16 protein-coding genes and 3 pseudogenes are annotated in these 23802 nt (G+C 70.4%); 11 read left to right on the top strand and 8 right to left on the bottom strand.

The window, feature by feature from the left end; all coding sequences use genetic code 11:
* Positions 1-235 precede the first annotated feature (235 nt).
* Positions 236-2737: a discoidin domain-containing protein gene (locus tag B7L92_RS17470; RefSeq protein ID WP_081238520.1), complete on the top strand. Its 2502-nt coding sequence runs from the start codon at positions 236-238 to the stop codon at positions 2735-2737.
* A 224-nt stretch (positions 2738-2961) separates the two neighbouring features.
* Here the strand turns inward: B7L92_RS17470 and B7L92_RS17465 are convergent, their stop codons facing one another.
* Entirely contained in the window at positions 2962-3330 is a 369-nt protein-coding gene (locus B7L92_RS17465) for a transglycosylase family protein (RefSeq protein ID WP_081238519.1), read from the bottom strand.
* 150 nt (positions 3331-3480) lie between these two features.
* Between B7L92_RS17465 and B7L92_RS17460 the strand changes: the two genes are divergently transcribed.
* Positions 3481-5652: a TerD family protein gene (locus tag B7L92_RS17460; protein WP_081238518.1), complete on the top strand. Its 2172-nt coding sequence runs from the start codon at positions 3481-3483 to the stop codon at positions 5650-5652.
* A gap of 318 nt (positions 5653-5970) precedes the next feature.
* On the opposite strand, the gene B7L92_RS17455 is transcribed toward B7L92_RS17460, so the two are convergent.
* Genes B7L92_RS17455 through B7L92_RS17445 form a run of 3 tightly spaced genes read right to left on the bottom strand, consistent with a single transcriptional unit; the run spans position 5971 to position 10723 of the window.
* Complete coding sequence (locus tag B7L92_RS17455) at positions 5971-7056, bottom strand: thioesterase domain-containing protein (RefSeq protein WP_255311015.1); 1086 nt, start codon at positions 7054-7056, stop codon at positions 5971-5973.
* Between the two features lie 11 nt (positions 7057-7067).
* Complete coding sequence (locus tag B7L92_RS17450) at positions 7068-9062, bottom strand: hypothetical protein (RefSeq protein ID WP_081238516.1); 1995 nt, start codon at positions 9060-9062, stop codon at positions 7068-7070.
* Complete coding sequence (locus tag B7L92_RS17445) at positions 9062-10723, bottom strand: alanine racemase (protein ID WP_081238515.1); 1662 nt, start codon at positions 10721-10723, stop codon at positions 9062-9064. The genes B7L92_RS17450 and B7L92_RS17445 overlap by 1 nt, the downstream gene beginning before the upstream one ends.
* 210 nt (positions 10724-10933) lie before the next feature.
* On the opposite strand from B7L92_RS17445, the pseudogene B7L92_RS42410 reads away from it, so the two are divergent.
* Together B7L92_RS42410 and B7L92_RS17435 are read left to right on the top strand one after the other, a co-directional pair.
* Positions 10934-11129: pseudogene (locus B7L92_RS42410) on the top strand (GNAT family N-acetyltransferase); the annotation flags it as partial.
* Between the two features lie 380 nt (positions 11130-11509).
* Entirely contained in the window at positions 11510-11953 is a 444-nt protein-coding gene (locus B7L92_RS17435; protein ID WP_081238514.1) for a VOC family protein, read from the top strand.
* A 56-nt stretch (positions 11954-12009) separates the two neighbouring features.
* Here the strand turns inward: B7L92_RS17435 and B7L92_RS17430 are convergent, their stop codons facing one another.
* Positions 12010-12969, bottom strand: coding sequence for a DUF5996 family protein (locus tag B7L92_RS17430; protein ID WP_081238537.1), 960 nt, complete (start codon positions 12967-12969; stop codon positions 12010-12012).
* Positions 12970-13756: 787 nt separating this feature from the next.
* Between B7L92_RS17430 and B7L92_RS17425 the strand changes: the two genes are divergently transcribed.
* From B7L92_RS17425 to B7L92_RS41400, 3 genes are all read left to right on the top strand, one after another.
* Positions 13757-14335 carry a fasciclin domain-containing protein gene (locus tag B7L92_RS17425; RefSeq protein ID WP_081238513.1) on the top strand — a complete coding sequence of 193 codons (579 nt, stop codon included), beginning with the start codon at positions 13757-13759 and terminating at the stop codon, positions 14333-14335.
* A gap of 630 nt (positions 14336-14965) precedes the next feature.
* Positions 14966-16471 carry a serine/threonine-protein kinase gene (locus tag B7L92_RS17415; protein ID WP_081238512.1) on the top strand — a complete coding sequence of 502 codons (1506 nt, stop codon included), beginning with the start codon at positions 14966-14968 and terminating at the stop codon, positions 16469-16471.
* Between the two features lie 57 nt (positions 16472-16528).
* Positions 16529-16798: a hypothetical protein gene (locus B7L92_RS41400; protein ID WP_081238511.1), complete on the top strand. Its 270-nt coding sequence runs from the start codon at positions 16529-16531 to the stop codon at positions 16796-16798.
* Positions 16799-16840: 42 nt separating this feature from the next.
* Here the strand turns inward: B7L92_RS41400 and B7L92_RS17405 are convergent, their stop codons facing one another.
* Complete coding sequence (locus B7L92_RS17405; protein WP_255311014.1) at positions 16841-18283, bottom strand: aminopeptidase P family protein; 1443 nt, start codon at positions 18281-18283, stop codon at positions 16841-16843.
* 142 nt (positions 18284-18425) lie between these two features.
* Here B7L92_RS17405 and B7L92_RS17400 point away from each other — a divergent pair, with 142 nt between their 5' ends.
* The gene (locus B7L92_RS17400) at positions 18426-19409 is read left to right on the top strand and encodes a helix-turn-helix domain-containing protein (RefSeq protein ID WP_174703976.1); all 984 of its coding nucleotides are present in this window, start codon (positions 18426-18428) and stop codon (positions 19407-19409) included.
* A 438-nt stretch (positions 19410-19847) separates the two neighbouring features.
* Positions 19848-20312, top strand: a complete 465-nt coding sequence (locus B7L92_RS17395) for a DoxX family protein (RefSeq protein ID WP_081238509.1) — start codon at positions 19848-19850, stop codon at positions 20310-20312.
* Between the two features lie 48 nt (positions 20313-20360).
* Here the strand turns inward: B7L92_RS17395 and B7L92_RS17390 are convergent.
* A pseudogene (locus tag B7L92_RS17390) lies at positions 20361-20759 on the bottom strand (ribosomal maturation YjgA family protein); the annotation flags it as partial.
* 560 nt (positions 20760-21319) lie between these two features.
* On the opposite strand from B7L92_RS17390, the gene B7L92_RS17385 reads away from it, so the two are divergent.
* Entirely contained in the window at positions 21320-21979 is a 660-nt protein-coding gene (locus B7L92_RS17385; protein ID WP_081238508.1) for a CBS domain-containing protein, read from the top strand.
* A 339-nt stretch (positions 21980-22318) separates the two neighbouring features.
* Entirely contained in the window at positions 22319-23128 is an 810-nt protein-coding gene (locus B7L92_RS17380) for an alpha/beta fold hydrolase (RefSeq protein ID WP_081238507.1), read from the top strand.
* 42 nt (positions 23129-23170) lie between these two features.
* Here B7L92_RS17380 and B7L92_RS43895 read toward each other — a convergent pair.
* Positions 23171-23483, bottom strand: a pseudogene (locus B7L92_RS43895) (ISAzo13-like element transposase-related protein); the annotation flags it as partial.
* Positions 23484-23802: the final 319 nt, after the last annotated feature.

Raw genomic sequence — 23802 nt, 5'->3', positions numbered from 1 at the left:
GACGAGGGGAGGTCCGGTCACTGTAGGAACTCGACGAGGGCGGATCCACCGAATAATCGCCGACCGGCAGGTCACCCATACAGGCCAGTCTTTTCCCACGCCGTACGGACTCTTCAGCTGTGGACCCGACTCATGGCAGTCTGAGCGGGAACCTCTGACAGACAACGTTGTCGGACACGGTCCGTCAGTCGCTCGGGCAGCCCTGTCCACTCGTTCCCGCAGAAGGAGTGCCCGCATGGCCCTCGATCGTCGGCGGCTTCTTCACCACGGCGCCGCAGCCCTGGGCGCGGTGGCCCTGAACGGTGCGGTGCCGCCCGGCGCGGCCGCACGCGTGAGCGCACCGGGCGGCCCTCCGGGCGAAGCGCCCGCAGCCGGCAAGCGGCCGGTCGCGTCTCCGTCGTATCCGGCGGTGGGCCCCGGAACAGCCTTCCTGGACCACCGGTCACTGCTGGGAGACCTGCCGGAGGCCGAGTGGTACGAGGCGAACATCCCCTTCGTCGACCTGCCCGACGCCGCGATCCGGGACACCTACTACTACCGGTGGCGCGTGATCAAGCATGCCCTGAAGTACACCGGGCCCCAGGAAGGTTGGATCTTCTCGGAGTTCCTGGGTCCGGTCGGCTACTCCGCGCCGTACGGCGGGATCAACGCCGCCGCCGCTCACCACATCCGCGAGGCGCGCTGGCTGCGCGACCACCGCTACCTCGACGACTACATCGGCTACTGGCTGCGCGGCAGCGGCTCGGGCCCCAAACCGGCCACGGACTTCCTCAACAAGAACACCACCGACTGGGCACACCAGTACTCCTTCTGGATCGCGGATGCCGTCGCGGCCCGGGCATCGACCGACGGCAGGTGGGAGCACGCCTTGGGACTGCTCGACGAGTTGGAGCGCCAGTGGGGGCGATGGGCTCCACAGTTCGACGACGAGGTCGGTCTCTACTGGCAGACACCGGTGTGGGACGCGATGGAGTACACCGCGAGCTCCTACCAGAGCGACGACCCGTACCACGGTGGTGAGGGGTTCCGCCCCACTCTCAACGCCTACCAGTACGGCGACGCCAAGGCGATCGCCGCGCTCCTGCGGCGCCGTGGCCGCAGAGGCGACGAGGCGAAGGCCGACCGCTACGACGAGCGTGCCCGTGCTCTGCAGGCGCAGCAGGAGCGCTGGCTGTGGGACGAGGAAGATCAGTTCTACAAGCACGTCATGCGCGACAAGAATCCCGAACGGCGCAGGATCGCCGACCGCGAGCAGATCGGCTTCCTGCCGTGGTACTTCCACATGGCTCCGGCGGGCAACGCTGCGGCATGGGCCCACCTGCGCGACCCCGAGGGATTCTCCGCGCCTTTCGGTCCCACCACGGTCGAGCGGCGCAGCCCGTGGTTCATGTATCAGGCACTCGAAGGCTGCTGTCGCTGGAACGGTCCGAGCTGGCCGTTCGCCACCAGCCAGACGCTCACCGCCCTGGCCAACCTCCTCATCGACTACCCCGCCCAGTCCCACGTCGACCGCACCGACTACTACGCCGTGCTCCGCGCCTACGCACTGACCCACCGCAAGGACGGCAAGCCGTACGTCGCCGAGGCGCACCACCCCGACGAGGACCGCTGGATCTACGACGGCCGCGGGCACAGTGAGGACTACAACCACTCCACCTTCAACGACCTGGTCCTGTCCGGGCTGCTCGGGATCCGCTCCCGGCCCGATGCCACCGTTGCCATCGCGCCACTGGTACCGCGCGCATGGGATCACTTCGCCGTGGAGAACCTCCCCTACCACGGGCACAACCTCAGCGTGCTCTTCGACCGCAGCGGCCGGCACTACGGACACGGAGCCGGTCTGAGTGTCTGGCTGAACGGCCGGCCGGTACACCGGCAGTCCGACCTGGAGCCGGTGACGCTCACCGTCGGCGGGACCAGGCGGCGCACCCTGCCCCGCGAGGTCGACGACCTGGCGAACGTCGAACAGAAGGGCCACCCGCTCGCACATGCTTCGTACACGTTCCCCCTCGACAGCCCGGCCAAGGCCATCGACGGGCAGGACCTCCACCTCGACACACCGTCATCGCGGTGGACCAACTACGGCAGCCCCCACGCCGGCGACTGGCTCGCCGTGGACTTCGGCGTCCCCACACCCGTATCGGACCTGCGCATCTCCTTCTACGACGACGGCGGCGGAGTCCGCACCCCCGACTCCTACGAACTCCAGTACCTCGGCCGGGGCGGCAGATGGCGTCCCCTGCCCGGCCAACACCGCACCCCGCAGGCCCCCCGACCAGGGGCCCTCAACCGGATCCTCCTGGAGAGGGCCGTCACCACCACCGCCCTCAGGCTCACCGCCGTACGCGCCTCGGGCGGCGCCGTGGGAGTTGCCGCCTGGCAGTCGTGGCGCACGGAAGACCCCCGGCTCTCCCTCACCTTCGAGACACCCCCGCACGGCCTCGTCCCCGTGGAACCGGGCGGAGCCGTGCGGGTCACCACCACCATCACGGCGACAGCCACCACAGTCGTCAGCCCACAACTGCTCGTGCCCGACCGCTGGAAGGCCCTCCCCCGACACCCCGTCCGCCCCACCACCGTCAAGGCGGGAAGGACGTTGTCCACACGCTGGCTGGTGACAGCCCCCACCGACCTGCCCCAGCACCTACCGCAGCCCCTGCGCCTGCTGGTCCGGTCCCGGGGCAAGGCGGCGGAGCGACTCGTCACCAGCATCGTCGCCCGAGCACGAGCCGACTGACGCGATCACCACAGCGCTGTCGCCGCACGGCGCCCGTGAACCGCTCAGGGCACAGCAGAGCCTCCGTCGGACCCGGAGCGGTTCACACGTCTTCGACCAGCGCGAACGTGGTGCCCGCCGGAAGAGAAGGCGTCCGCAGCCTTCCCGCGCGGTGTGCAGGCCCTCGCACAGTGGATCGAACGGGAAGACACCCCTCGACTCCGCCCACAGGAGGGGCCGGGTGTTCAGGCGCAGGACCAGGCCGACATCCCCTGGAGACGGGCCAGGCGTTCGGCCACGGCGATCTGTTCCTCGCGGGTGGCCAGATCCGCGCGCGGGGCGTACTCGAGCCCGCCGGCCGCGACCCAGCTCGACTGCGTGAACTGCAGACCGCCGTAGTGGCCGTTCCCGGTGTTCGCCTGCCAGTTGCCGTCGGATTCGCATGCGGCGATGGCGTCCCAATCGGGCCGTCCCGAGACGGTCGACGGGGCGGCCACCGCTTGGGCGGGCGTGCCGAGGACAACCGCGGTGACCAGGACCATCAGGGCGGTACGTGCCCGGCTGCCGTGAGCCCTGCACCCGCTGCCCGCATGAGCGTTTCGTCTGCTAGTCATAGAGAGACTGTTACTCCACGCGACGGGGGGACGGCATGTCGGCTGCCGTTTCCTTGGGCCGGACGAGCGATACCGCGCCCGTCCTGTGGCTCGGAGCGCGTACGAAAAACCCCTGTGCGTCGGCTCGCACACCTCTGCGATCATCCCCGAATGGCGTACAGTCTCGCATCGCTGGTCATCCGGCACACCCACCGCCTTCCTTCCCCCAAGGGCTCCGCCGGAGAAGGAGCCGTCGCCGCACGGCAGTTCGACGCGGCGCTGGCATCCGTGGGCTTCAAGCTTTCGGCGGAGCTGCTGGAGCGGCTGTCGGGTCTGTCCGGGGCCGCGGTCGTGCACACCGCCAAGCGGACGCTGCGCACCGTGAGCGAGATGGTGGGCGACCACGTCCGGCACAACGCGTACTTCATCGACTTTCCGGCCAACGTGCCGGACACCGAAGAGTTCTGGATGCGGTGTGTGGCGGAGGCGCTCGGCGACGACACGTCGCGCGGGAACGTGCTGACGCAACTGGCGCACGGGGTAATGGACCTGCTCAGCCTCCCCACGTACGGCCGCTACCAGCACACCTACGAGGAGATGCTCGCGGCGCAGGACGAGTTGATCGCCTCGGCGGGCGACCGGGTGACCGTCCTGCACCTGGGACGGGACCTGGACGACGAACTCACGGACCTGTACCTGGCCTTGGCCGGCAGCACGACGCCACTGGGTGAGGAGCACCTGCGCGACCTCAAGACCCTCGCCGAGCGGTGCGCGCTCGGCCCCCAGCCGGAGACGATCCCGATCCGGGAGAACCGGGCGGTCGTCAACGAGGCCCGTCTCGCTGTCGGCGCGGACCTCCTGCTGGACACCATCACCGACGTGCTGCGGCTGGCCTGCGCGCTGTCGGGCGGCGACGTGACGCTGCAGGAGCCGACCCGGTTCCGGACCCTCCCGCGGCCGGTCCGCCGTGCGCTGCTCGCGGGCCTCGACACCGTGGTCGCGGCGAACCCCGCCAAGCTGGCCGATGTGCACGCGCACCGCGAGCCCTTCAAGCGGCTCGGTGAGCGTCTCCACCCGCACGAGTACCCGCGCTGGCCGCACGCCGCCGAAGTGTTCGCCGTGGCGCGGGGCGAGAAGGAGGCGCGGTCCTTCGACAGCCGTGCCGAGAAGCTGCTCGCCGAGCGCGACGTCCTCGGCGCGGTGCGACTGCTGAAGTCCGCTCCCGGCAAGTTGTTCCGCGCCCTGGACCTCCTGCTGCGCATCGCCGCCGACCAGGAGGAGCGGGACGCGGTGGTGGCCGCCGCGGTGCAGGTGGCTCCCGAGGTCTCCGGCCGGGTCGTGCTGTCGGTCCGCGAGCACTTCCAGAACCGGGAGCGGAAGACCGACGAACCCCGGATCTTCGTCAACCGCCGGGGCCGCGGCTGGGTCACCGCCGACGCCCGGCCGCCGGTCCCCGCCGCCGACCGCGATCGTCTCATCACCGCCCTCGACGCCGAGATGCGCCGCAGGCTCCCCGCACCGGGCCGACTGCTGCTCGACCCCGAGGTCCTCGACGTGGCGCTCCCGCTCAGCGGCAGGGCGACCGCGGCCGGGCTCGGCGTACTGCCGCGAGGTTCGGTCTCGGCGGTCGACGGCGAACGGTTGCGCTTCTTCGTGCACTGGAAGCAGACCGAGCACCGGACCGACTACGACCTCTCGGCGCTGCTTCTCCGCGCCGACTACAGCACTGCCTCCTGGCTCTCCTACACATCCCTCAGGGCTGTCGGGGGCGAGCACTCGGGCGATGTCACCGAGGCGCCCGACGGGGCCTCGGAATTCATCGACCTGTCCTTGGGCCGGGTACGCAGCGCGTACATCGTTCCGCAGGTCAACATCTACGCCGGCGAGAACTTCGAGGAGGTCGAGGAGTCGTTCTTCGGTTTCATGCTGCGCGACGGTGAGCAGAAGGGCCGACCGTTCGAGCCGCGCACGGTGCGTATGAAGTCGGAGCTTCGCGGGGTGGGTCGCGTGGCGCTGCCGCTGGTTTTCCGGCGCGAGGACGACGATCGGTGGCGCGCGAAGTGGCTGCACCTGTATCTGAGGGGCATCTCGTACGCCAACCGGGTCGAGCAGAACCAGGTGTCGGTGTCCGAGGTGGTGCGCGCCCTCGTGGAGCGCGAGTACCTGACGGTGCGGTACCTGGTCGACCTGATGTCCGGCGACACCACGGCCGTGGGTCTGTGGGACGGCGGGCCGGTCCCGGACGAGCCCGTGATGTACATCGGTCTCGAACGTCCCGAGGGCCTGCACCCGGACTCCCGGGTCATCACCCTCGAAAATCTGCGCGACTTGATCCCGGGCTGAGTGCTAGCGTTGCCCACGGCGAGGCCATGAAGGGGCTTCCTTCTCAACTCCTTTTCTGAAACAAGTCCTTTCGCTTTCCTCGCCCTCGACGTCGCTCCGGGCGGTGCCCGCGCTCACCGCGCGAGTGCCGCCCGAGCCGCTTTCGAAGCCGATTCCGTTGGTCAACGAGACGGCGAAGGGTGTTCCGTCTCCCTCGTGTGCAGGGGCCGTCCGGGCCGTTCACGGGAGATGCCCTGTCCACGACCTTCCGCAACGCCCTTGGGAAGGCCCGGGACGAAACGCTGAGGCAGCATCGTCCTCACGTGCTTCGACGGGGCATCACACCTGCGCTTCCGCGATCGCCGCCCGGAGCTCGCGCGCCAGACGATCGACGTGGGGCTCGAGGACGAGCGTGACGTGGTCGCCGGGGAGGTCCCGGACGCGCGGCGGTTGCGACGAGACTTCTTCCCAGCCTCCCGTGGCGGTCTCGCACAGCGCGGATTCGTCGGCGCGAAAGAACGAGATCGGGCCCGTGTAGACGTCCTTGGGAACGTACCCGGCGCGACAGATGCGAGCGCCGAGATCCACGACACGGCTCACGCGGTCGTCGGGCTCGTCCGGTGTGAACATGCTGCGCTCCCTGGCGCGTTCCATGACGAACGTCGATCGTCGCTCCGGCTCGACCGCGAGCAGTGTCTCGCGCTTCAGCGGGAGCTCCTGACCGAACCAGGACGTGAACCCTCTCCCGAAGAAGATCATGGCCTCGAAGGGGTCCTGGACGATCTCCGTGATCTCGTCGCGGAAGAAGGGGGCGGGCGCGAGGCCGTCGATGGCGGCGAGCAAGGCCACGCGCTCCCCGCGGCGCTGCAACTGCAGGGCCATCTCCAGCGCGACCATGGCGCCGACGCAGTGACCTCCCAGGAGGTACGGCCCGCGCGGCTGCACGGAGCGCATGGACTCGATGTGGTCCGCCGCCATGTCCTCCACCTGGTCGAACGGCGGTTCAGCACCGTGGAGCCCTCGGGTCTGGAGGGCGTGGAAGGGCTGGTCCGGCGCCATCCGGCGCGCGAGCGCGTGGAAGTAGTAGACGTTTCCCTCCCCACTCGGCAGGAAGAAGAACGGGCGTTTCGAGCCGTGCGGCTGGAGCGGCACGACGGGCTGCTCGCAGAGCTTCCTCGATCGCGCGCGCAGGAGGCAGCCGATGCGCTCGATCGTCGGCGCCTCGAGGAACATCTCCATCGAGAGCGGCGGAGCGTCGAGCTGCGCCGCCATCGTGTCAAGGACGGCCTCCGCCTTGGCGTGGTCGCCACCGAGGGCGAAGAAGTCGTCCTTCACCCCGATGTCGTCCACGTGGAGGAGGTCCGACCAGATCTGCCAGAGCCGCAGTTCGTAGATGTCTCGGGGGGTCACAGGTCGCGGGGGCATGTCCTTCTTCCTCAGCCGTGCCCGGGAAGGGGGGCGCGTGCGCGTCGCTCGTGCTCGAACCGGCCCGGACGCACTTCACCGTGGCGTCCTCGGCCCGCGCCGGACGGTTCGTGACGGACCAGGAGTTCCCGGTCGCGCACCCGGCGCTTGACCTGCATCGGCAACACGCCGGAGACCGCCTCGCGCGCGAGCACGCTCGCGATGAGATGCGCGACGCGCGACCAGTCGCAGTACCCGTCGATCGCTGCCCGCTGGCGCGACTGGACGTCCGGCTCCACCGCACGGCGCAGCGTGAGCAGTGCCTTCTGCTGATCGTCGCCGAGCGTGTCCACGAGGACCGGCAGCGGCGAGTCGGGGTGCTCGGCGCACTGGGTGGCATAGAGCCGCTCGAGCTGGAACGCATAGACCGCGCGCTCCATGGCCACCTCCGCCGTGATCGCGTCCACGGTTCCGTCCGGCCCCGCCAGCGGATCGGGCGACATGAGGAGCGGGGGGACGCCGTTCGCAAGCGCGGCGCCGATGCTGCTCAGGCCCGGGCGGCAGACGAAAGTCGCCCGCGGTTTGGCGCGGAGGGCCCGGAGGAACGTGCTCCAGTGCTCGTTGATCCATCCGAGGGGCGTCACGTTCGCGCGTGGCCGGCGCTCGAGCTCGAGGGCCAGCCACGCGCGGTCCTCCGCGCTTCCGCCCGCGAACAGGAACTGTGTCTCCTCCATCCGCGCCGCCAGCGCCAGCATCGTGCGCCAGTGCTGGCGGCTGCGGGCGGAGAAGCCGTTGCCCTGCGACACGAGCGCGACGCCGCGTGCGTCTCGCGAGGTGAAGAGGTACCGGAGCGCCGCCCAGCGCTGGGCCAGGACGGCGCCGGCCCGCTCTGCGGCCTGCTCCGGGCAGAGCTCGCTGGCTTGGCCGAGCGGCGGGACGACCACGTAGGGCTGCTTGCCCGACTCCAGCGACAGCCGGTCACGCCAGTTGACGGCTTGATACCAGATCGTGCCGCTCCGAGGCAGGCGGGCCATGATCTCCCGGCTGGCGGCCTCGAAGTCGGCCGAGGGATTGCGCCGCGGATCGGTCCCTGACGCGTGCAACGCGTCCTGGAGCTCGCGCCGCGTGTGGATGGCCGGGGTGGACGCGGCCAGGAGCACGGCCACTCCCGTCACCGGCTTCGACGCCCGGTCCCGGCCCGCCAGCCGCCTCAGGGACGGGAACTCCTCGAACGCGTAGCGCACGACGTGCAGAGGGACTTCCTTCTGCTGTGCGTGCTCGGCGAGCTGGTGCAGGATCCAGGTCTCCGGCCGGCAGTCATTGACGATGGCGGCCGCGCCCGCGCCGGCCCGGGCGAGCTCGAGGTTGTCCGCGATCCACAGGAGGGCCGCCTCGCGGTTCAGGAGCTCCGGGCGCGAGAGGTTGGCGACATCGGAGGGTGTGATCGTCGCCGACTCCGAGTCGCTGTAACGGAGCGGAATCACATGGAGCCCCGCTGAGCTCTCGGCCTTGCGGCGAGCGTGGGCCGCGTCCTCCTGCCGCCGGATCGCGGCGGTGAACGGGATCGGTTCCGGGAGCCTGGCGAGGGCTCCGTGCACGGCTGGTACCCAGCCCGTCGTGTGCCCGAAGGCCTGAGCCACGTACAGCGCACCCGTACGAGCGGACGCGCCGTGGACCGTCACACGGAAGTGGCCCGCGCGCCGGGGATCCGGTCTCGTGGCATAGAGGGAGGCCTGCGCCTCCAGCAGCGAGGAGCCGTCGCGTGGGACGAGCACCGCCAGCCTCTCGTCGCGGTCCGAGACAAGGATGCTGTCCGATCCGGCCGCCAGGGCGAACGCCGTCTCGTCCTGGGCCGGCGGCGCGTCCCCGATCGGCAGCGGCTGCCCGGCGACGGCGATCCGCGGCACCTGTCCGGGGACGGGGTACGTCACCTCGACGCGTCCGAGCGAGAGCATCACGGCGTTGCCACGGAGCGCGCGGAACGGCTCGTCCGGCGGCGGATGCGCGAACGTCGAAGGGGCTGTCATCAAAAGGCCTCGTCCGCGTGGAGGTCCCTGGCGATCATGTCCTCGTAGGTCTCCGGGCGACGGATGAGCGTCTCGCGGCCCTGGTCCAGGACCACGACGCCCGGCTGTGGAAAGCAGAAGGAGTTCGAGAAGGAGACCAGATAGGCCCCCGCGTCCATGATCGCGAGCGTGTCTCCGACCCGGAGCGGGGGAAGCGCGACGGTTTGCCGCAGGCAGTCCATCGGGCTGCAGGTAGGGCCGTCGAGCGTGTAGGTCCCGCTCCGGGGTTCGCCCCACCGCTCGGCATGGAAGATCTCGTGATACTCGCGGTGCAGGATGTGGGCGATGTTCTCGCCGGCATCCAGGATCGCGTGCGCGGGCCCCGATCCGGACGCGTTGAGGCTGTTGACCCGGCAGAGCAGTATCTGGGTGTTCCCGGTCAGCGCGCGTCCGGGCTCCAGCAGGACACGAGGCGCCGGTCGGCCGACGCGACGGAAGTGATCCTCGACCTGCTCGACGAGCAACGCCAGGTAGCGTTCGATGGAAAGCCTGCGTCCCACCCGCTCGGCGAGCGGGAGCGGTGAGGCGTCGAGCGGCAGCACCGTCGGGACCGCCAGGCTCCCACCGAGGTCGAGCAGCCTCACGTCGAGGCCGAGCCGGGCGTGGAGCGCATCGCAGAACTCCAGCACCTCGCGGACGAAACGCTCCAACGTGTCCGCGTCCTCGATGGCCACGCCGCGGTGCGCGTGCAACCCGACGACCCGCAGCGAGGGATGCGCCAGGGCCTCCTCGTAGGCCGCCAGCGCCTGCCCTCCGGCGATCGGGACGCCGAACTTGCCCGACCAGCTGTCGGAGGTGGCCACGCGCAGGCCCACGTCGATGCGCTTGCCGAGTTCCGCGGCGGCTTGTGCGACGAGCGCGATCTCCTCGCGGTGATTGAGATGGGTGAGCAGCAGACCGCTCCGGACCAACGTGCGCACGACACTCGGGGTCTTGCCCGGGCCGTTGTAGATGATCCTTCCGGGCTCGACCCCGAGCCGCAGGGCGAGCCACAGCTCGTACGGAGAGACCACCTCGGCTCCGACGCCGAGCCGCGAGAGCCTCTGGAGCACGGCCGGGATCGGATTGGTCTTGTAGGAGTAGAAGACTTCGACATCCAGTGACCGGCCCCGCGGCACCTGCTGGAAGCGCCGGACGTTCTCGGCGAGCCGGGCGCCGTGGACGACGAAGAGAGGACTCCCCCAGCGATCCGCCAGGCTGGAGAGCGCCTTCCCCTCCAGGCGCAGCGCTCCTCCAGCGTGCGTCAGACCCCATGTCTCGGGATGGAGGGACCGCGAAGCTTCGGCCGATGGGTCCGGGCGCCGTTCGGGGGCGACGACGGGGTGTGCGGGCAACGCCGCACCGTCGGAGCCGGTCCCGGCTTCCTCGAAGGGGAGGTGTGCGAGCGGGGTGCGGGGCACGGACACCCACTCGGCGATCCGCCGCGGCACCGCATGCGGTTCGGCGTTGTCGGCGCTGGTCGTCCCGGGAAGCCGGCCGACGTCGATCAGTTCCTGGCGCCGCCATGTGTAGATCGTCCGGTCGCTGATGTCGAGATCCGCGGCGATCTGTGCGACACGGCCGCCCGCAGCGATCAGGTCGAGCACCTTCCGCCGGAACTCCGGCGGGTATTGCTTGGGCATGGGGAGCGGTCCTCCGTGCGACTGGGCTCAGTAATCCTCCAGCAACCTGATTCCGAGCAACAGCGGGAACATCCGTTTGGCGCCGGGGCCGGCGGCCACCGGTACGCCCAGGGCGCCGACGCCGTCTCCCGAACCTGCTGGTCATTCAACTGACCTCCCATCAGGTCCCGTACACCGCCCGGCTCGGCGCGGGTGAGGTTGGCGCCATCGCGCCACCAGTCCGCCCCCGCCCTCCCCCGGGCACGCGGAACAGCCGGCGCCCCGGTGACCTGAACGGACACGGGCTCGGTCGAGCTGCTGCGGCGTGCCGAGTGCGGCGAGATCCTGCAAGAGGTCTACGACCGGCACCGCCGCGCGGCCCGGCGCACTGTCCCGGCCGCACCGCTGGTGGGCCTTGCGCGCGGGGCCTGAGGGGGCGATACCGGGAGGCACGGGCGTGTCCTCCGCTTCCTCGACGTCGAGCACGTACGAGGTGCTGCGCGAACGGTACGCGCTGCGGCTCCCCGCGCCGTGGGAAGCGTTCGTCGGTCCCACGGCCGGTGCGGTGGAGCCGCCCTTGCACGTCGCCGGCGGCGGTAGTGCGGTAGCCGGGGCCGCTGTGCAGCCGCCAGGAGCGGGCAGGGGGCGGGGCCGATGTGCGGGTGCCGTCCGGCCGGTCGAGTCCTACTCTTGGTGCATGACCGACTACGCACCGACGGGGAGTGTGCCCGCGACCGGCAGTTTCCCGGCGCGGCTCCGGTCCGCCGCGCGGCCTGCCTCGCCGCCGATCCCGAGTGGGAGCAGAGGATGAATCGGGATGATCTCCCTGCGCCGATCGAGGGGCTGGTGCTCACGCACTTCCTCACCGTCTCCGACGTGCCGCGCTCCCGGGCGTTCTACGCCGACGTGCTGGGGGGAACGGTGGTGCTGGACGAGAACCCCTGCATCATCAAGGTCGCCAACGGCTGGATCATCATGAACCCCGGTGGCGGTCCCACCGACGACAAGCCCGACGTCGTATTGCGCCCACCGGACGACCCCCACACCGCCTCCAGCTTTCTGAACGTGCGAGTGGCCGACATCCACCGCTTCCACGACACGGCCGTCGCGAAGGGGGCGGAGTTCCTCACCCCGCCCATCGACCGTCGTGCCGAGTTGCGCTGTTACATGCGCGATCCGGACGGCTACCTCATCGAGGTGGGCCAGGCGACAGGTCTGCTCAAGGGCGAACTGGCGCGCACCGACATCTGAACGGGGCGGCGCCCGGGTGGCCACGCAGGCGCGGGATTCGCGGCTGCTGCCGGACCTCAGCCGGAAGCGGGATCGGGCCTGCGGGACCGCAGTTGCGGGTCTGTCACCCCGCCCGGGCACGCCAGTGGCTCGGTCTCCCATCCGGCGCGTCGGGCACCGGCCCGGTAGGCGCTTTCGTAGAAGGCGAGCACGGTGGCACGCGGGTCGGCCTCGGTGCGGACCTCGTCGTACCGCAGTACGGCCAAGTGGCTGTTGTTCCGGGCCATCCAGTGTGCCGCCGCGGGCCGGAGCGGCTCCTCGGCCAGGTGCGCCGGCTCCGGAGCGGTGTAGGAGTAGAACGCGGGCTCGGGGAAGGTGTCGTCTCCGAACCAGAAGCCGAAGCTGATCACCTCCCGGGAGTACGCCTCCCGGGTGACCGGGTCGATCCGCTCGGGCTGCTCGATGTGACGATCGGAGAACCGGCTGTGCGCGATGTCGAAGGTGTGCCAGAAGTGGTGCACCGGGCTCACCTTCCCCGAGTACCCCGCGGCGAATTCCTCCAGCACCGATGCCACCTGGCTGAGCACCCGCCAGTAGCGGTTGGCCTGCGAGGGGTCGTAAGTCGCGTGCTCGGCGTCCTCGGCGAACGGCCGACCGGAGTCGGGCAGGTCGAAGGGCCTGGGCACGTCGAGCCGCACCCGGATGCCCAGCGCGGCCAGCGAGTCCATGACCGCGTCGTGGAAGGACGCCACGGACCGGCCGATGAGCGGGAGGGAGATCTCCCGGCCGTCCAGAGTCGAAACAACCAGCCGATGCGCGACGAAGTCGAAGTCCACCGTGAAGATCGGGTTGCCGTCGACCTGTCCCATCGGACGAGTCGTGATGCCGCGCCCCGTGAGGTGGAACGGGACGTTCCACCAGTGGTTGCGCCGGGCGCTGGCGGCGAGACGGACCTTCCCGACGATCTGCGCGAAGCGATGGAGCGTCTCTTTGGTGTCGCGCCACTCGGCGAGCGGGATCGGCGGGAACAGCTCCATGGTCATCACCCTTCCCTGCCGGCCGGGCCGGAGCCTGGATGACCATGATGGCCACGCCGGGCGGGTATGGCATCTCGTGACCCCGGAAGGCCCCCTGATCGAGTGGCGGGGTGGCCGTCCGGACGAGCGGAGGCGGTGAACCGGCAAACGCCCACCCCCACCCTCAAGGCGGGCGCTGCCGTTCGGACGCCGAGCTCGGGGCTGAGCGTCGGGCACCGCGCGGCCGCCGGGCTGTCTGCTGTTGAGCCGTGCCCTCACCGGCGTCGCGACCGCCACCACCACGCCCAGGCGCGCTCCACCAGTTCCTCGACCCCACCCTGCGCGCGACACTCACCGGCACCGGCACCACCCGCCTGCAGACCGATGCCGTCACTGTGCACACCGCCGACCAACCCCGCCCACCATGAAATGAGCGGACCACCTCGACCTGATGCCCCATCACCCATCCTGCTCATGGGCAACTCGACAACGCCCCGGAACCCCCAATACCCGGATCAATCAGGACGTTTAGATCGTCTCGTGCGGGCGGTCGCCCAGACGTCGGCTGCAGTGTCTGAAGGCGTCGATACGGCGAACCCGGTGGGCCGAGGTCCAGCAGGGCGGGGCGTTCACCGCGTCCCGGCTTCGAGATGCGGTCACCGGCACCTGTCGCTACGCTCGCTGAGTAGCCGGGTGATGATGCCCCGAGGCCGGGCGCAGCAGCCGCCCCCACCCCGCCCAGCGGAAACGAAGGCTTCCGCGGTTCAAACCTCTGCAGTGTTCACGCCTCCACGGGAGGAAGGTTGCGATGAGGCTCACCCGCACGCGTACAGCAAAAGCCGCCGCGGCAGCTGTGGTCGCCATCCCGCTCGCGCTTGGAGGTCTGGCGGCGCAGAGCCACGCACAGGATGCGTCTCCCAGCCCGTCGGGGACGTTCGGCCCCGGCTGTTCGGCGATCTCCCAGAAGGCCGACACGTCCAAGGACAAGGTCGTAGAGGCCGCGGCCGCCTACCCACAACTCAGCCAGCTGGTCGCAGCCGCAGCCAGGGCGAACCTGATCGGCACCCTCGACGGGAAACCCGACGTCACCATCTTCGCTCCCAACAACCAGGCCTTCCAGAAGGTGACCGTGTCGCAGCTCGACTCGCTGCTCGGCAATCAGGAGCAGTTGAAGAAGGTGCTGACCTACCACGTCGTGGACCAGCAGATCACCCCGAACGAACTCCCCAAGGGCTCCTTCACGACGGTGGAGGGCAGCAAGCTGACCACGTCGGGCTCGGGCACCGACTTCAAGGTCAACGACGAGGCGAACATCGTCTGCGGCAACATCAAGGCCGCGAACGCCACCATCTACATCATCGACACGGTCCTCCAGCCCCCGTCCTGACCCACGGCTCTCATTCCCGGCGCGGGGCGATCCGTGTGGACTCGGGACGGGGGTTCCCTCACCCGGCTTCCGACCCGTGGCCGTCGGTGGACGCGGGCATCACGAAAGTGCGCGGTGCCGCGCAGTGCACCCCGACGAGCGCCGTTTGCCCGGGGTGTGGCATCTGGTCCAGCCGGGTTCACTGCTCCTACCTGCTCTTCCCCGCTGATGTGCCCAGCGCCGGGCGAAGCGTTGTCCTCCGGCTGCGGATCCGTCGGTCCACCTGTCGGAACGCCGAGTGCGAGCGACGTACCCGCGTCGAGCAGGTACCGGGCCTGACCTGCCGTCCCGTTCAGCGAACGGAGCGGCTGCGTCCTGCTCCAGCTGCGGTCGGCCTCGCCTTGGCGGGGCGGGTCGGCGCCCGGCCGTCCCGGGTGCGAGGGCATCGTCGTGTTCGGGAAGCCGGCACGTCGGCGGGGCCCGGCGGGCGCCGGTTTAGCCTCGCGGTGTGCCGTCGCGGTGCTGTACCGGGGGTATTGCAGCTCTTCATGGGTACCTGCGTCCGGTGGCGCGTCGACCACGGCTCGCCAGGAGCATTCGCACCTCGATGCAGTGGGAGAGGGAATGAGGCTTCGTGAATCGGCTCGGGCCATGGCTTCCCGGTGTTCGGCCGAGATACTGAGCGGCCGGTACCGTCTGGACGATCTCCTTGGTTCGGGTGGCGCCGCGGACGTCTATCGAGGTTTCGATCTGCGATTGAGGCGACCGGTGGCGGTCAAGGTCTTTCGACCCGATACCGGCATCGACATCGAGGAGAACTCGCACAGCGAAGCAGTGATCCTGGCCCGGTTGCACCACCCCGGACTCGTCACCGCCTATGACGCCGGGCAGCACGACGGACGTGTCTTCCTGGTCATGCAACTGATCGAAGGCGACACTCTGAAGAACCGCATCTCCGAGGGCCCGCTGTCACCCGAAGCGACTGCCGCACTCGGCGTCGACCTGGCCCACGCACTGGCTCACGCACACGAAGCAGGGATCGTCCACCGAGACGTCAAACCGTCCAACATCCTCCTGGACGCTTCCCACCGTCCCTACCTGACCGACTTCGGCATCTCCCGACTGCTGGATGCCACCACCCGCACCGCCACCGGTACGCTCATCGGCACCGCCGCCTACCTCTCCCCCGAGCAGGTCCTCGGCCAGTCCGTCGGACGGCCGGCCGACGTGTACGCTCTCGGCCTGGTGCTCCTCGAATGCCTCACGGGCAGGCTCGAGTACGACGGTGGCCCCCTCGAAGCCGCCATCGCACGACTGCACCGCCAACCCGTCCTGCCCCAGTGCCTGCCGGAACAACTGGCCTCCCTGCTGCGGGATATGACAGCCCTGGACGAGCAGAACCGTCCAACAGCCCGCGATTGCGCCCGCACACTGGCGGCGTTGGCCGAGACAGCACATCTTGAAGCCGGTCCGTCGGCGCACGCCACGAGCCTCGTCGCCAGCCACGGACCGTCGCGGACGGCCGACCGCACGCACATGAATCCGCTGCCCGACAGGGATCAGACTGCCCCCCGCGCCATGCCCGCGCGTGGGCGCACCCTTGTGGCCGGCGCGACCGTTGCGGTCGCCGCTGTCATGGCAACCGCCTTCGCCATCACCGACGCCTCTGCCCCACCAAGCGATGACCGAAGCGCGGCCAGGGCCACGAGTACCCCCACTGGAAAGCCGGATCCTTCTGACAGCGCAGGGCAGAAGGTCGATGACCGAAGCACGGCCAGGGCCACGAGTGCCCCCGCCGGAAAGCCGGATTCTCCTGGCGGCGCAGGGCAGGAGGAGGCGGCCACGGCTCCTGCGACAACACCGTCCCCTGACCACAGTCCCTCTGTCGGCACACTCCCCGACGACGCGCCCGGACAGAGCGTCGGCCCCACTCCCCACGGCCCGGGCCACAAATCCGCCGTCGACACCGACACACCCGGCTCTGCAACCAAAACGGCACGAGCCACACCGAGCGACACGGACACGTCCGTGGCAGCAACGCCGGACGGCACAGCGACCGAGACCCCGCACCGACCGCCCGGCCAGGTCAAGAAGACGGAAAAGGCCAAGAACAAGGCGCGGCAGGAGGAAGCCGAGAAGACGGCCACGGAACGCTGACGGTGCGAGCGGGATGCCGGCCGCCTTCGTCGAACCTCGGGTGGTCACGGCCTGGGCGTGGCGGGCTTCGTCATCGTCAGCGAACTGCGTGAGCGCGGCGTCGGCTTCAGCTTGCCGCACGAGAACCTGGACACCCTCACTCCGGAAGGCCGGCTCGTCCTCCACGCCGTCGAGGGCCGCCTCACCCCCGCTACGAACCGACCGCTCGACATTCAAGACCGGCGTCGAGTTGGCACCCGGAGGAGGGAGATCGCTCAGGACACGGGACTGTCGGCCGGCCTGCGCGACACCGTCCTCCGGATCGCATTCGACCGTCGCGTCCGGTGAATCGACCCGGAGGACCCGGAGAAGCCGCCGTCCTCATGGCCCTCAGCCCGCGAAGCGCGCCATCCATGCCTCGACCTCGTCCGCGGCGCGTGGCAGGCCCGCCGACAGGTTCTCGTGGCCGTTCTCGGTGACCACCAGGTCGTCCTCGATCCGGACGCCGATGCCGCGCCACTCCTCGGGCACCGTCAGGTCGTCCGCCTGGAAGTACAGGCCCGGTTCGACGGTCAGGCACATGCCCGGCTCCAGCACACCGTCGACGTAGTCCTCCGTGCGGGCCTGCGCACAGTCGTGGACGTCCAGACCCAGCATGTGACCGGTGCCGGCCATGGTGAAGCGGCGCTGCAGGCCGAGTTCGTACGCGCGGTCGACGGGGCCCTCGATGAAGCCCCATTCGACCAGCCGCGCCGTCAGGTGTCGCTGGGCCGCCTCATGGAAGTCCCGGTACGGGGCGCCCGGCTTGACCGCCGCCATGCCGGCCTCCTGGGCCTCGTACACCGCCGCGTAGATCTCGCGCTGCAGGGGCGTGAAGGTGCCGCTGATCGGCAGCGTGCGGGTGACGTCGGCGGTGTAGAGGGAGTGCGTCTCCACGCCGGCGTCGAGCAGCAGCAGGTCTCCCGGGCGCACCGGGCCGTCGTTGTCCGTCCAGTGCATGATCGTGGCGTGCTCACCGGCGGCGCAGATCGAGCCGTAGCCCACCGCGTTGCCCTCGAGGCGTGCCCGGCGGAAGAAGGTGCCCTCGATCCACCGCTCCGACGACGCGATCGCCCGGGAGAGTTCCCTGACGACGTCGGTGAAGCCGCGCACGGTGGAGTCCACCGCCTTGCGCAGTTCCCCGAGCTCCCAGGAGTCCTTGACGAGGCGGAGATCGCTGAGCGCTTCTTCCAGTTCGGCGTCCCGCTCCGGGTGGGTGGTGACGGCGGCCTCGAGGGAGGGGTCGATCCCGCGGACGATCCGGGTCGGCGGGCCGGAGGTGGCGGCCAGGTCGGCAGCCGCGGTGCGGACGTCGCGGCACGGCAGGCCGAGTACGCGCTCCGATTCGGCGAGTGAGCGGCGCCGGCCCGTCCACAGCTCGGCGTGGGCGCCCGTCCAGAACTCGTCGTCCTCCCTGCTGTCCCGCGGCAACTGGTAGCAGTAGGCGTCGTGGCCACCGTCCGCGCGGGGTTCTAGGACGAGTGCGCCGTCCCGGACTTGGTCGCCGGTCATGTGCACGTAGCCCGTGTACGGACGGAAGGGGTAGGTGTCGTCGTTCGAGCGGACCTTGAGGTTCCCCGAGGGGATCACGAGGCGTTCGCCGGGGAACCGCGCGGAGAGCGCGGCGCGGCGGCGGGCCGCGTACGGGGCCTGCTCGGCGAGCTGGAGATCGTGTCGTTCGGTGTCCGCCCAGCCCGTCCGCATCAGAGCGGACAGCTCTGCGGAGATCTCCGGGTAGAGGCCGTTCTTCCGACGGTTCGCCACGCCGTGCACCTTCTTCCGTTGGGATCCCATGGGGCTTCCATGAGGTTCTTCGGCACCGCCGGTCCGTGGCGGCTTCCGGACGGTACCGCCGCACGGCGGGCGCCGGGGCCGAAGAGTGCCAGTGGCACAGATCGGCCACAGGGTCCGATGGGAAACGTCGATAATGTGCCCCATGGTGCACTCGAAACTCGGCGAGGCCCTCCGGATGCTGGGGCTCGATCACACGGCGTGCCGGGTCTACCTGACCCTGCTGGAGCTGGCCCCCGCTCCGCTCGGCGCGATCGGCGCGGCGGCCGGGCTGGGCGGGGCCGAGCTCGCCGCGGCGTACGGCGAACTGGCCGACGCCGGACTGGCCAGCGCCGCAGCCGGGGACGGGGACGTGGTGGCCCCGGTGCCGCCCGCCGCGGGCCTGGAGATCCTCGCCCGGCACCGGGCGGCCGAACTCGAGGAATCACGCATCGCCGTCAAAGGCGCGTTCGAGTCGTTCCGGCGCGAGCGGCTCGCCGCGTACAACGACAACATCGTCGAGGTCGTCACCGGCGAAGCCGTCGGTCCGAGGATGCGCCACGCGTGGGCCAGCGCCCGCGAGCAGATCCGGCAGTTCGAGTCCCCGCCGTACGTCCCTCTGGCCGGCGCCACCGACGACGCCCTGGCGACGCTGGCCCGCGGGGTGACGCAGCGCGTCGTCTACTCACGGGAGTCCCTGGAGCATCCCGGCCACCTGAAGGACGTCATCGAACCCTGCATCGAGGCGGGCGAGCAGGCGAGGGTGCTGCCGTCGGTGCCGGTCAAGCTCTTGATCATCGATGAGGCGTACGCGCTGGTGTCGTTGTCGATCAAGGAAGCGGACGTGCACAACACCATGCTGGTGGTGCAGCCCTGCGGCCTGCTCTCCGCGCTCACCGCCCTGTTCGAGCAGGCATGGCAGAACGCCCTCCCCCTCCACGGCCGCACCACTCGCTCCGCCGGGCTCCCACCCGCCGACCGTCGCCTGCTGCGCCTCCTCGCCGGCGGCGCGACGGACGACATCATCGCCCGCGAACTGGGCATCAGCCGCCGTACGTTGTTCCGCCGCCTCCAGATCCTGATGGCCCGTCTCGGCGCGGCGAACCGTTTCCAGATGGCCCTGCAGGCACAGCGTTCCGGCTGGCTGTGACCGGGTGTCCCCAACGGCCTTCCCCGGACGGACCCGCGACAGCCCGCTGTTTCAGCGATCGCTCACCCGGCGCGCGCCCGCGGGCCACGGTCCCGTGCCGGCCATGTGCTCCACGATGGCGAATGCCTCGTCGATCGGCACGGTGTCTTCGTGTCGATCCTCGCCCGAAGGGTCTCCGGCCCCACCTCGGACCACACGGGGACGGCCGCGCCGTCGTGGGTCATCCAGGTCTCGGTCACGAGCACGAGCCCGGCGAACTCGTGGACGGCTCCCGGAGGCACCCCCCACGTCCCCTCCGGGCATCAGCGCCGAAGCCGTCGCCGGTCTTTCCCCGTCGGTGAATTTCCCACTGCGGGCAGGGACTTCCGCTGAGCCGACCACGGCGCGAGCACGTACCAAGTGCGGGAAGACACTCACCGATCCGAGGAGACCGCACCGATGAGCACCACGCGCCTGAACGACCGGCTGACGAGGCACCAGCCTCTGGTCCTGGGCCTGTTCCGTATCGTCCTGGGCCTGCTGTTCACCAGCGAGGGCGCCGCCACCGTCTTCGGGCTACTGGGCCGGAAGGCCAGCCCCGTGGGCGACTGGCCGTTCTGGTACGCCGGGGTGATCGAGTTGGTCGCCGGTGTCCTCGTCCTCCTCGGCGTGGCGACGCGCAGCGCGGCGTTCCTCAGCTCGGGAATCATGGCCTTCGCCTACTTCACCGAACACCAGAAGGACGGTCTCTTCCCGCTGCAGAACGGCGGTCTGTCCCCGGCGTTGTTCTGCTGGGGCTTCCTGCTGCTGGTGTTCTTCGGTCCGGGTTCACTGTCCCTGGCGGCGCTGGTCCGCCGTGGCGGCACCGTCCCGGGCGCCGCACGGCCTGGGGAGCCGGTCCTGCCCGGACCCACCGGGCAGTGATGACGCGGAACCTCCCCGGGCCGCGGCGCACCGCGTTTTTGCGCCGTGCGCCAGGCGCACGGCGAGCCAGCCGACCACCGCGCCGACCGCATACCAGAACAGGTCCGGTGCGCCGAAGGTGGAGCCGAGGACCAAGCGGGCGGCCGTACTGTGCCGGGAGAGCTCCGCCGGCAGGTCACTGAGCTGCAAGAACTCGACGCCCCAGCTCACGGCCAGGGCGACTCCACCGGCCTTCAGCGGTGTCGACCTCGGCGCCACCAGAATGACGAGGGCGAACAACAGGAGCGTGTACAAAGCGTCCCCGCCGTACTTGGCCACCCCTCCCCCTGTGGTCGCCCGGAGACCCAGCCCCATGCCGACGATCACCAACGCGGCCGCTGCCGCCGCGAGACGTATCCGTATCGGATCGCCGTCGGCACCGGTGCGGGTTCTGGAAGGGGAGGCCATGGAGTCATTCTGCTGGACACCCGTTGCTCGCTCCGGCAGGTGCCGACCGCGCGCCGAAGCACCCGCGGCGGAGCCACCCGAGTGGGCTTCGGCGAGAGCGAGCGACTGGTACGGGCGGGCCAGGGTGCCGCCTGTGCCGGAAGTTTCGCCCCACTGTGCGCCCGTCCGGCACCGCAGTTGCTCGATGCCGCGGAAGCAGGGCCGGGCGCCCGGGTGCTGGCTGCGGCCCCGGGCGATGTCCGTCAAGGGTTCGCCCGGCACCGCCGGGTGCCTCCCCCAGAGCCCCCTCCGATCGGGTGACGCCCGTGTCCCCCGGGGGCCCGCACCGGAGCGATCTCTCCGACGTGAGGGCGATCGGAAGCCATGGCAGATGTGGGTGTGAGGGCGCGCCGCGGGGCGCCCTCGGGCCGCCGTTCGGCACGCTGGTCGGGGCCGGAAGGCTGTGGGACCGGCGCGCACCGGCGGACGGTACGGGCACCCCTGCCGCCCGCCGGACGTTTCCCCTGGAGAGAAGGACGGGTGCCGGCCTGCGCAGGCCGGCACCGGAGAGGAAATGCACGATGAAGCACCAGAAGGTGGGCGACCTGATGAGCGACGCCGTGGTCCGCGTCCAGCGGGGCACGCCGTTCAAGGAGATCGCCCACCTGCTGCAGGACTACGACATCACCGCGGTGCCCGTCGTGGACGCGGAGGACCGGCCCGTGGGGGTGGTGTCGGAGGCGGACCTCCTGCAGAAGATGTGGGGCGGGGACCCGGACGAGGTCATGGGACACGGGGAGGGGTCCCGGCCCGCCGGGGCCAAGGCGTCCGCCATCGACGCGGCCGGGCTGATGACATCGCCCGCCGTCTGCGCGCGGGAGAACTGGAGCGTCGTCGACGCCGCCCGTGCGATGGCCCGGCACGGCGTCAAGCGGCTCCTGGTGGTCGACGAGGGAGGGCGGCTGATCGGACTGGTCAGCCGGAGTGACCTGTTGCGGGTCTTCCTGCGCAAGGACCGGGCGATCCGGACCGAGATCATCGAGGAGGCGCTGGTCCGGACCCTCGGCCTGGCTCCGTCGTCGATGCAGGTGGAGGTGGCCCACGGACACGTCGTCCTCAGCGGCCGGCTCCCGCAGGACGTGTCCGTCTCCGTGCTGGAGGAACTGTGCCGGCGTGTCGACGGCGTCGTCGCCGTGGAATTCAGGGCGACGGAAGAGTCCGACGGATCCGCCTCCGTCTGACGGCGGCCGGCCGGCTCGCAGGGGGTGTTCTCCGCCCGTTCCCGGCTCGTCGCCCGGGTGGGCGGCTACGGCTGGTCTCCGGTCGGGGCGCAGGACGCAGGAGGCGACCACCACGAGGGTCACAGGGACTGCGCGAAAGTCACGACGCGTTCCGCGACACCGGCGGCGACGGTGCGGTGCGGGCCTCTACGGCCTGTGGGACGGTGGCAACGGAACCCGCCTCCCGGTGCTGCGGGCACGCCGTCGTCCATGTCCTTTCCCCGGACGAGCCCGTCGCCTCCGGCACCGCGGCAGGTGTGCACAGGTCCATGACGGAATCAGCCGACCAGGAGGCTGAAGATGGGCGAAATGATCAACGCCGGTGGCGTCGACATCTGGTTCGAGCGCCGGGGCAAGGGACCCGACGTCCTGCTCATCGCAGGGCTCGGTGATCCCGCTGAGGTATGGCAGCCCCAGTTCGACGGACTTGCGGACCGCTACCGGCTCACCGCCTTCGACAACCGCGGCGTCGGACGCACGCCGCTGCCCGAAGGGCCTCTCTCGGTGCCCCACATGGCCGACGACGCCGCCGCACTGCTACGGGCGCTTCAGATCCCGACCGCCCATGTCGCCGGTTTCTCGGGAGGAAGTTTTATCGCGCAAGAGCTGGCGCTGCGGCACCCCGGCCTCGTCCGCAGTCTCGTCCTCATGAGCACATGCGCTCAACCCGACGCCTACTTCCGCGCCATGGCACGCTTCTGGCACTGGATGGCCGAGCGTGCCCCGAGCGAGCGCGCCATGCTCGAGGCGTTCTTCCTGTGGGTCTACACACCGCGTGCACACGCCGACGGCACGGTCGACCGGATCATCGAGGACACACTGGCCTTTCCCCACCCGCAGTCCGTCGACGCCTTCCAGCGCCAGATCGCCTCGTTCGCCGACCACGACACGCTCGACCGGCTGACAGAGATCACCGCGCCGACGCTCGTTCTGGCCGGCGAGCTCGACGTCGCCGCCCCACCGCGCCTCGGTCGCGTGGTCGCCGAGAGGATTCCGGGCGCCGAGTTCGAGGTGCTGCCCGGAGAGGCACATCAGCCCTTCCAGGAGGTGCCGAAGGTGTTCAACGCCCGCGTCGACGCCTTCTGGCGTGAGGTCGAAGCACGAGACTGAAAGGGCACATCCGGTCGCGTTCGATCGGGTCGCTGTAGTGCTTGCGATGGGGGCGTCGGGGTGCACGCAGTCGTGGTCCGGGGCCGTGATCGGCGCCCCCGTGGGGCGGTAGGTGCGGCCCGTCCGGACGACGATCGGCTCCTTCTCCGCATCCACGCTCACCACCGGCAGCCCTTGAGGCAGGAACCGCCGGACCGTGGCGTTGATGTGCCGGAACCGGGCGCCTCGATCAGCCGACCTCCCGCGGCTCCACCAGGGCCCTCGCGTGCCGACACCGAGCCAGGGTCACGCTCGGCGGCCGACCCGCGCCACCGAGACGGCGCACCCGTCCCAGCACCGGCGCACCGCACGCGACAACGGGCGCGCGGCTCCCCGGCGGTGCGCGAGTCCGCCTGTCCGAAAGCGTCCGATTCAGGACGTTCGACCATGCCACCGGGGAGCCGCGCTGTGGACGCCGGGGCATGTCACGCGGGGCGGTGCCCGTGATTGGCGCGGTGCTGACGCCACTTCCTCTTGCGGGTGCGCTTCGACATCGTCCGACCCCCTTCCGTGATTCCGAGGGCTTGGTCCGTCCCCCCGTACACCAGCGTGCTCCCGGCCCCTGAGCCTGTCGAGCGCGGTACCTGGTGAACGGTGCCGCCACGTCGGCCGACCGGCCTGGGATGGTCTTGGAG

Origin of the sequence: Streptomyces viridosporus, assembly GCF_002078235.1 — a bacterium.
In the GTDB taxonomy this organism is placed as follows: Bacteria; Actinomycetota; Actinomycetes; order Streptomycetales; family Streptomycetaceae; genus Streptomyces; species Streptomyces viridosporus.
This window is presented reverse-complemented; position numbering and strand designations above follow the sequence as displayed.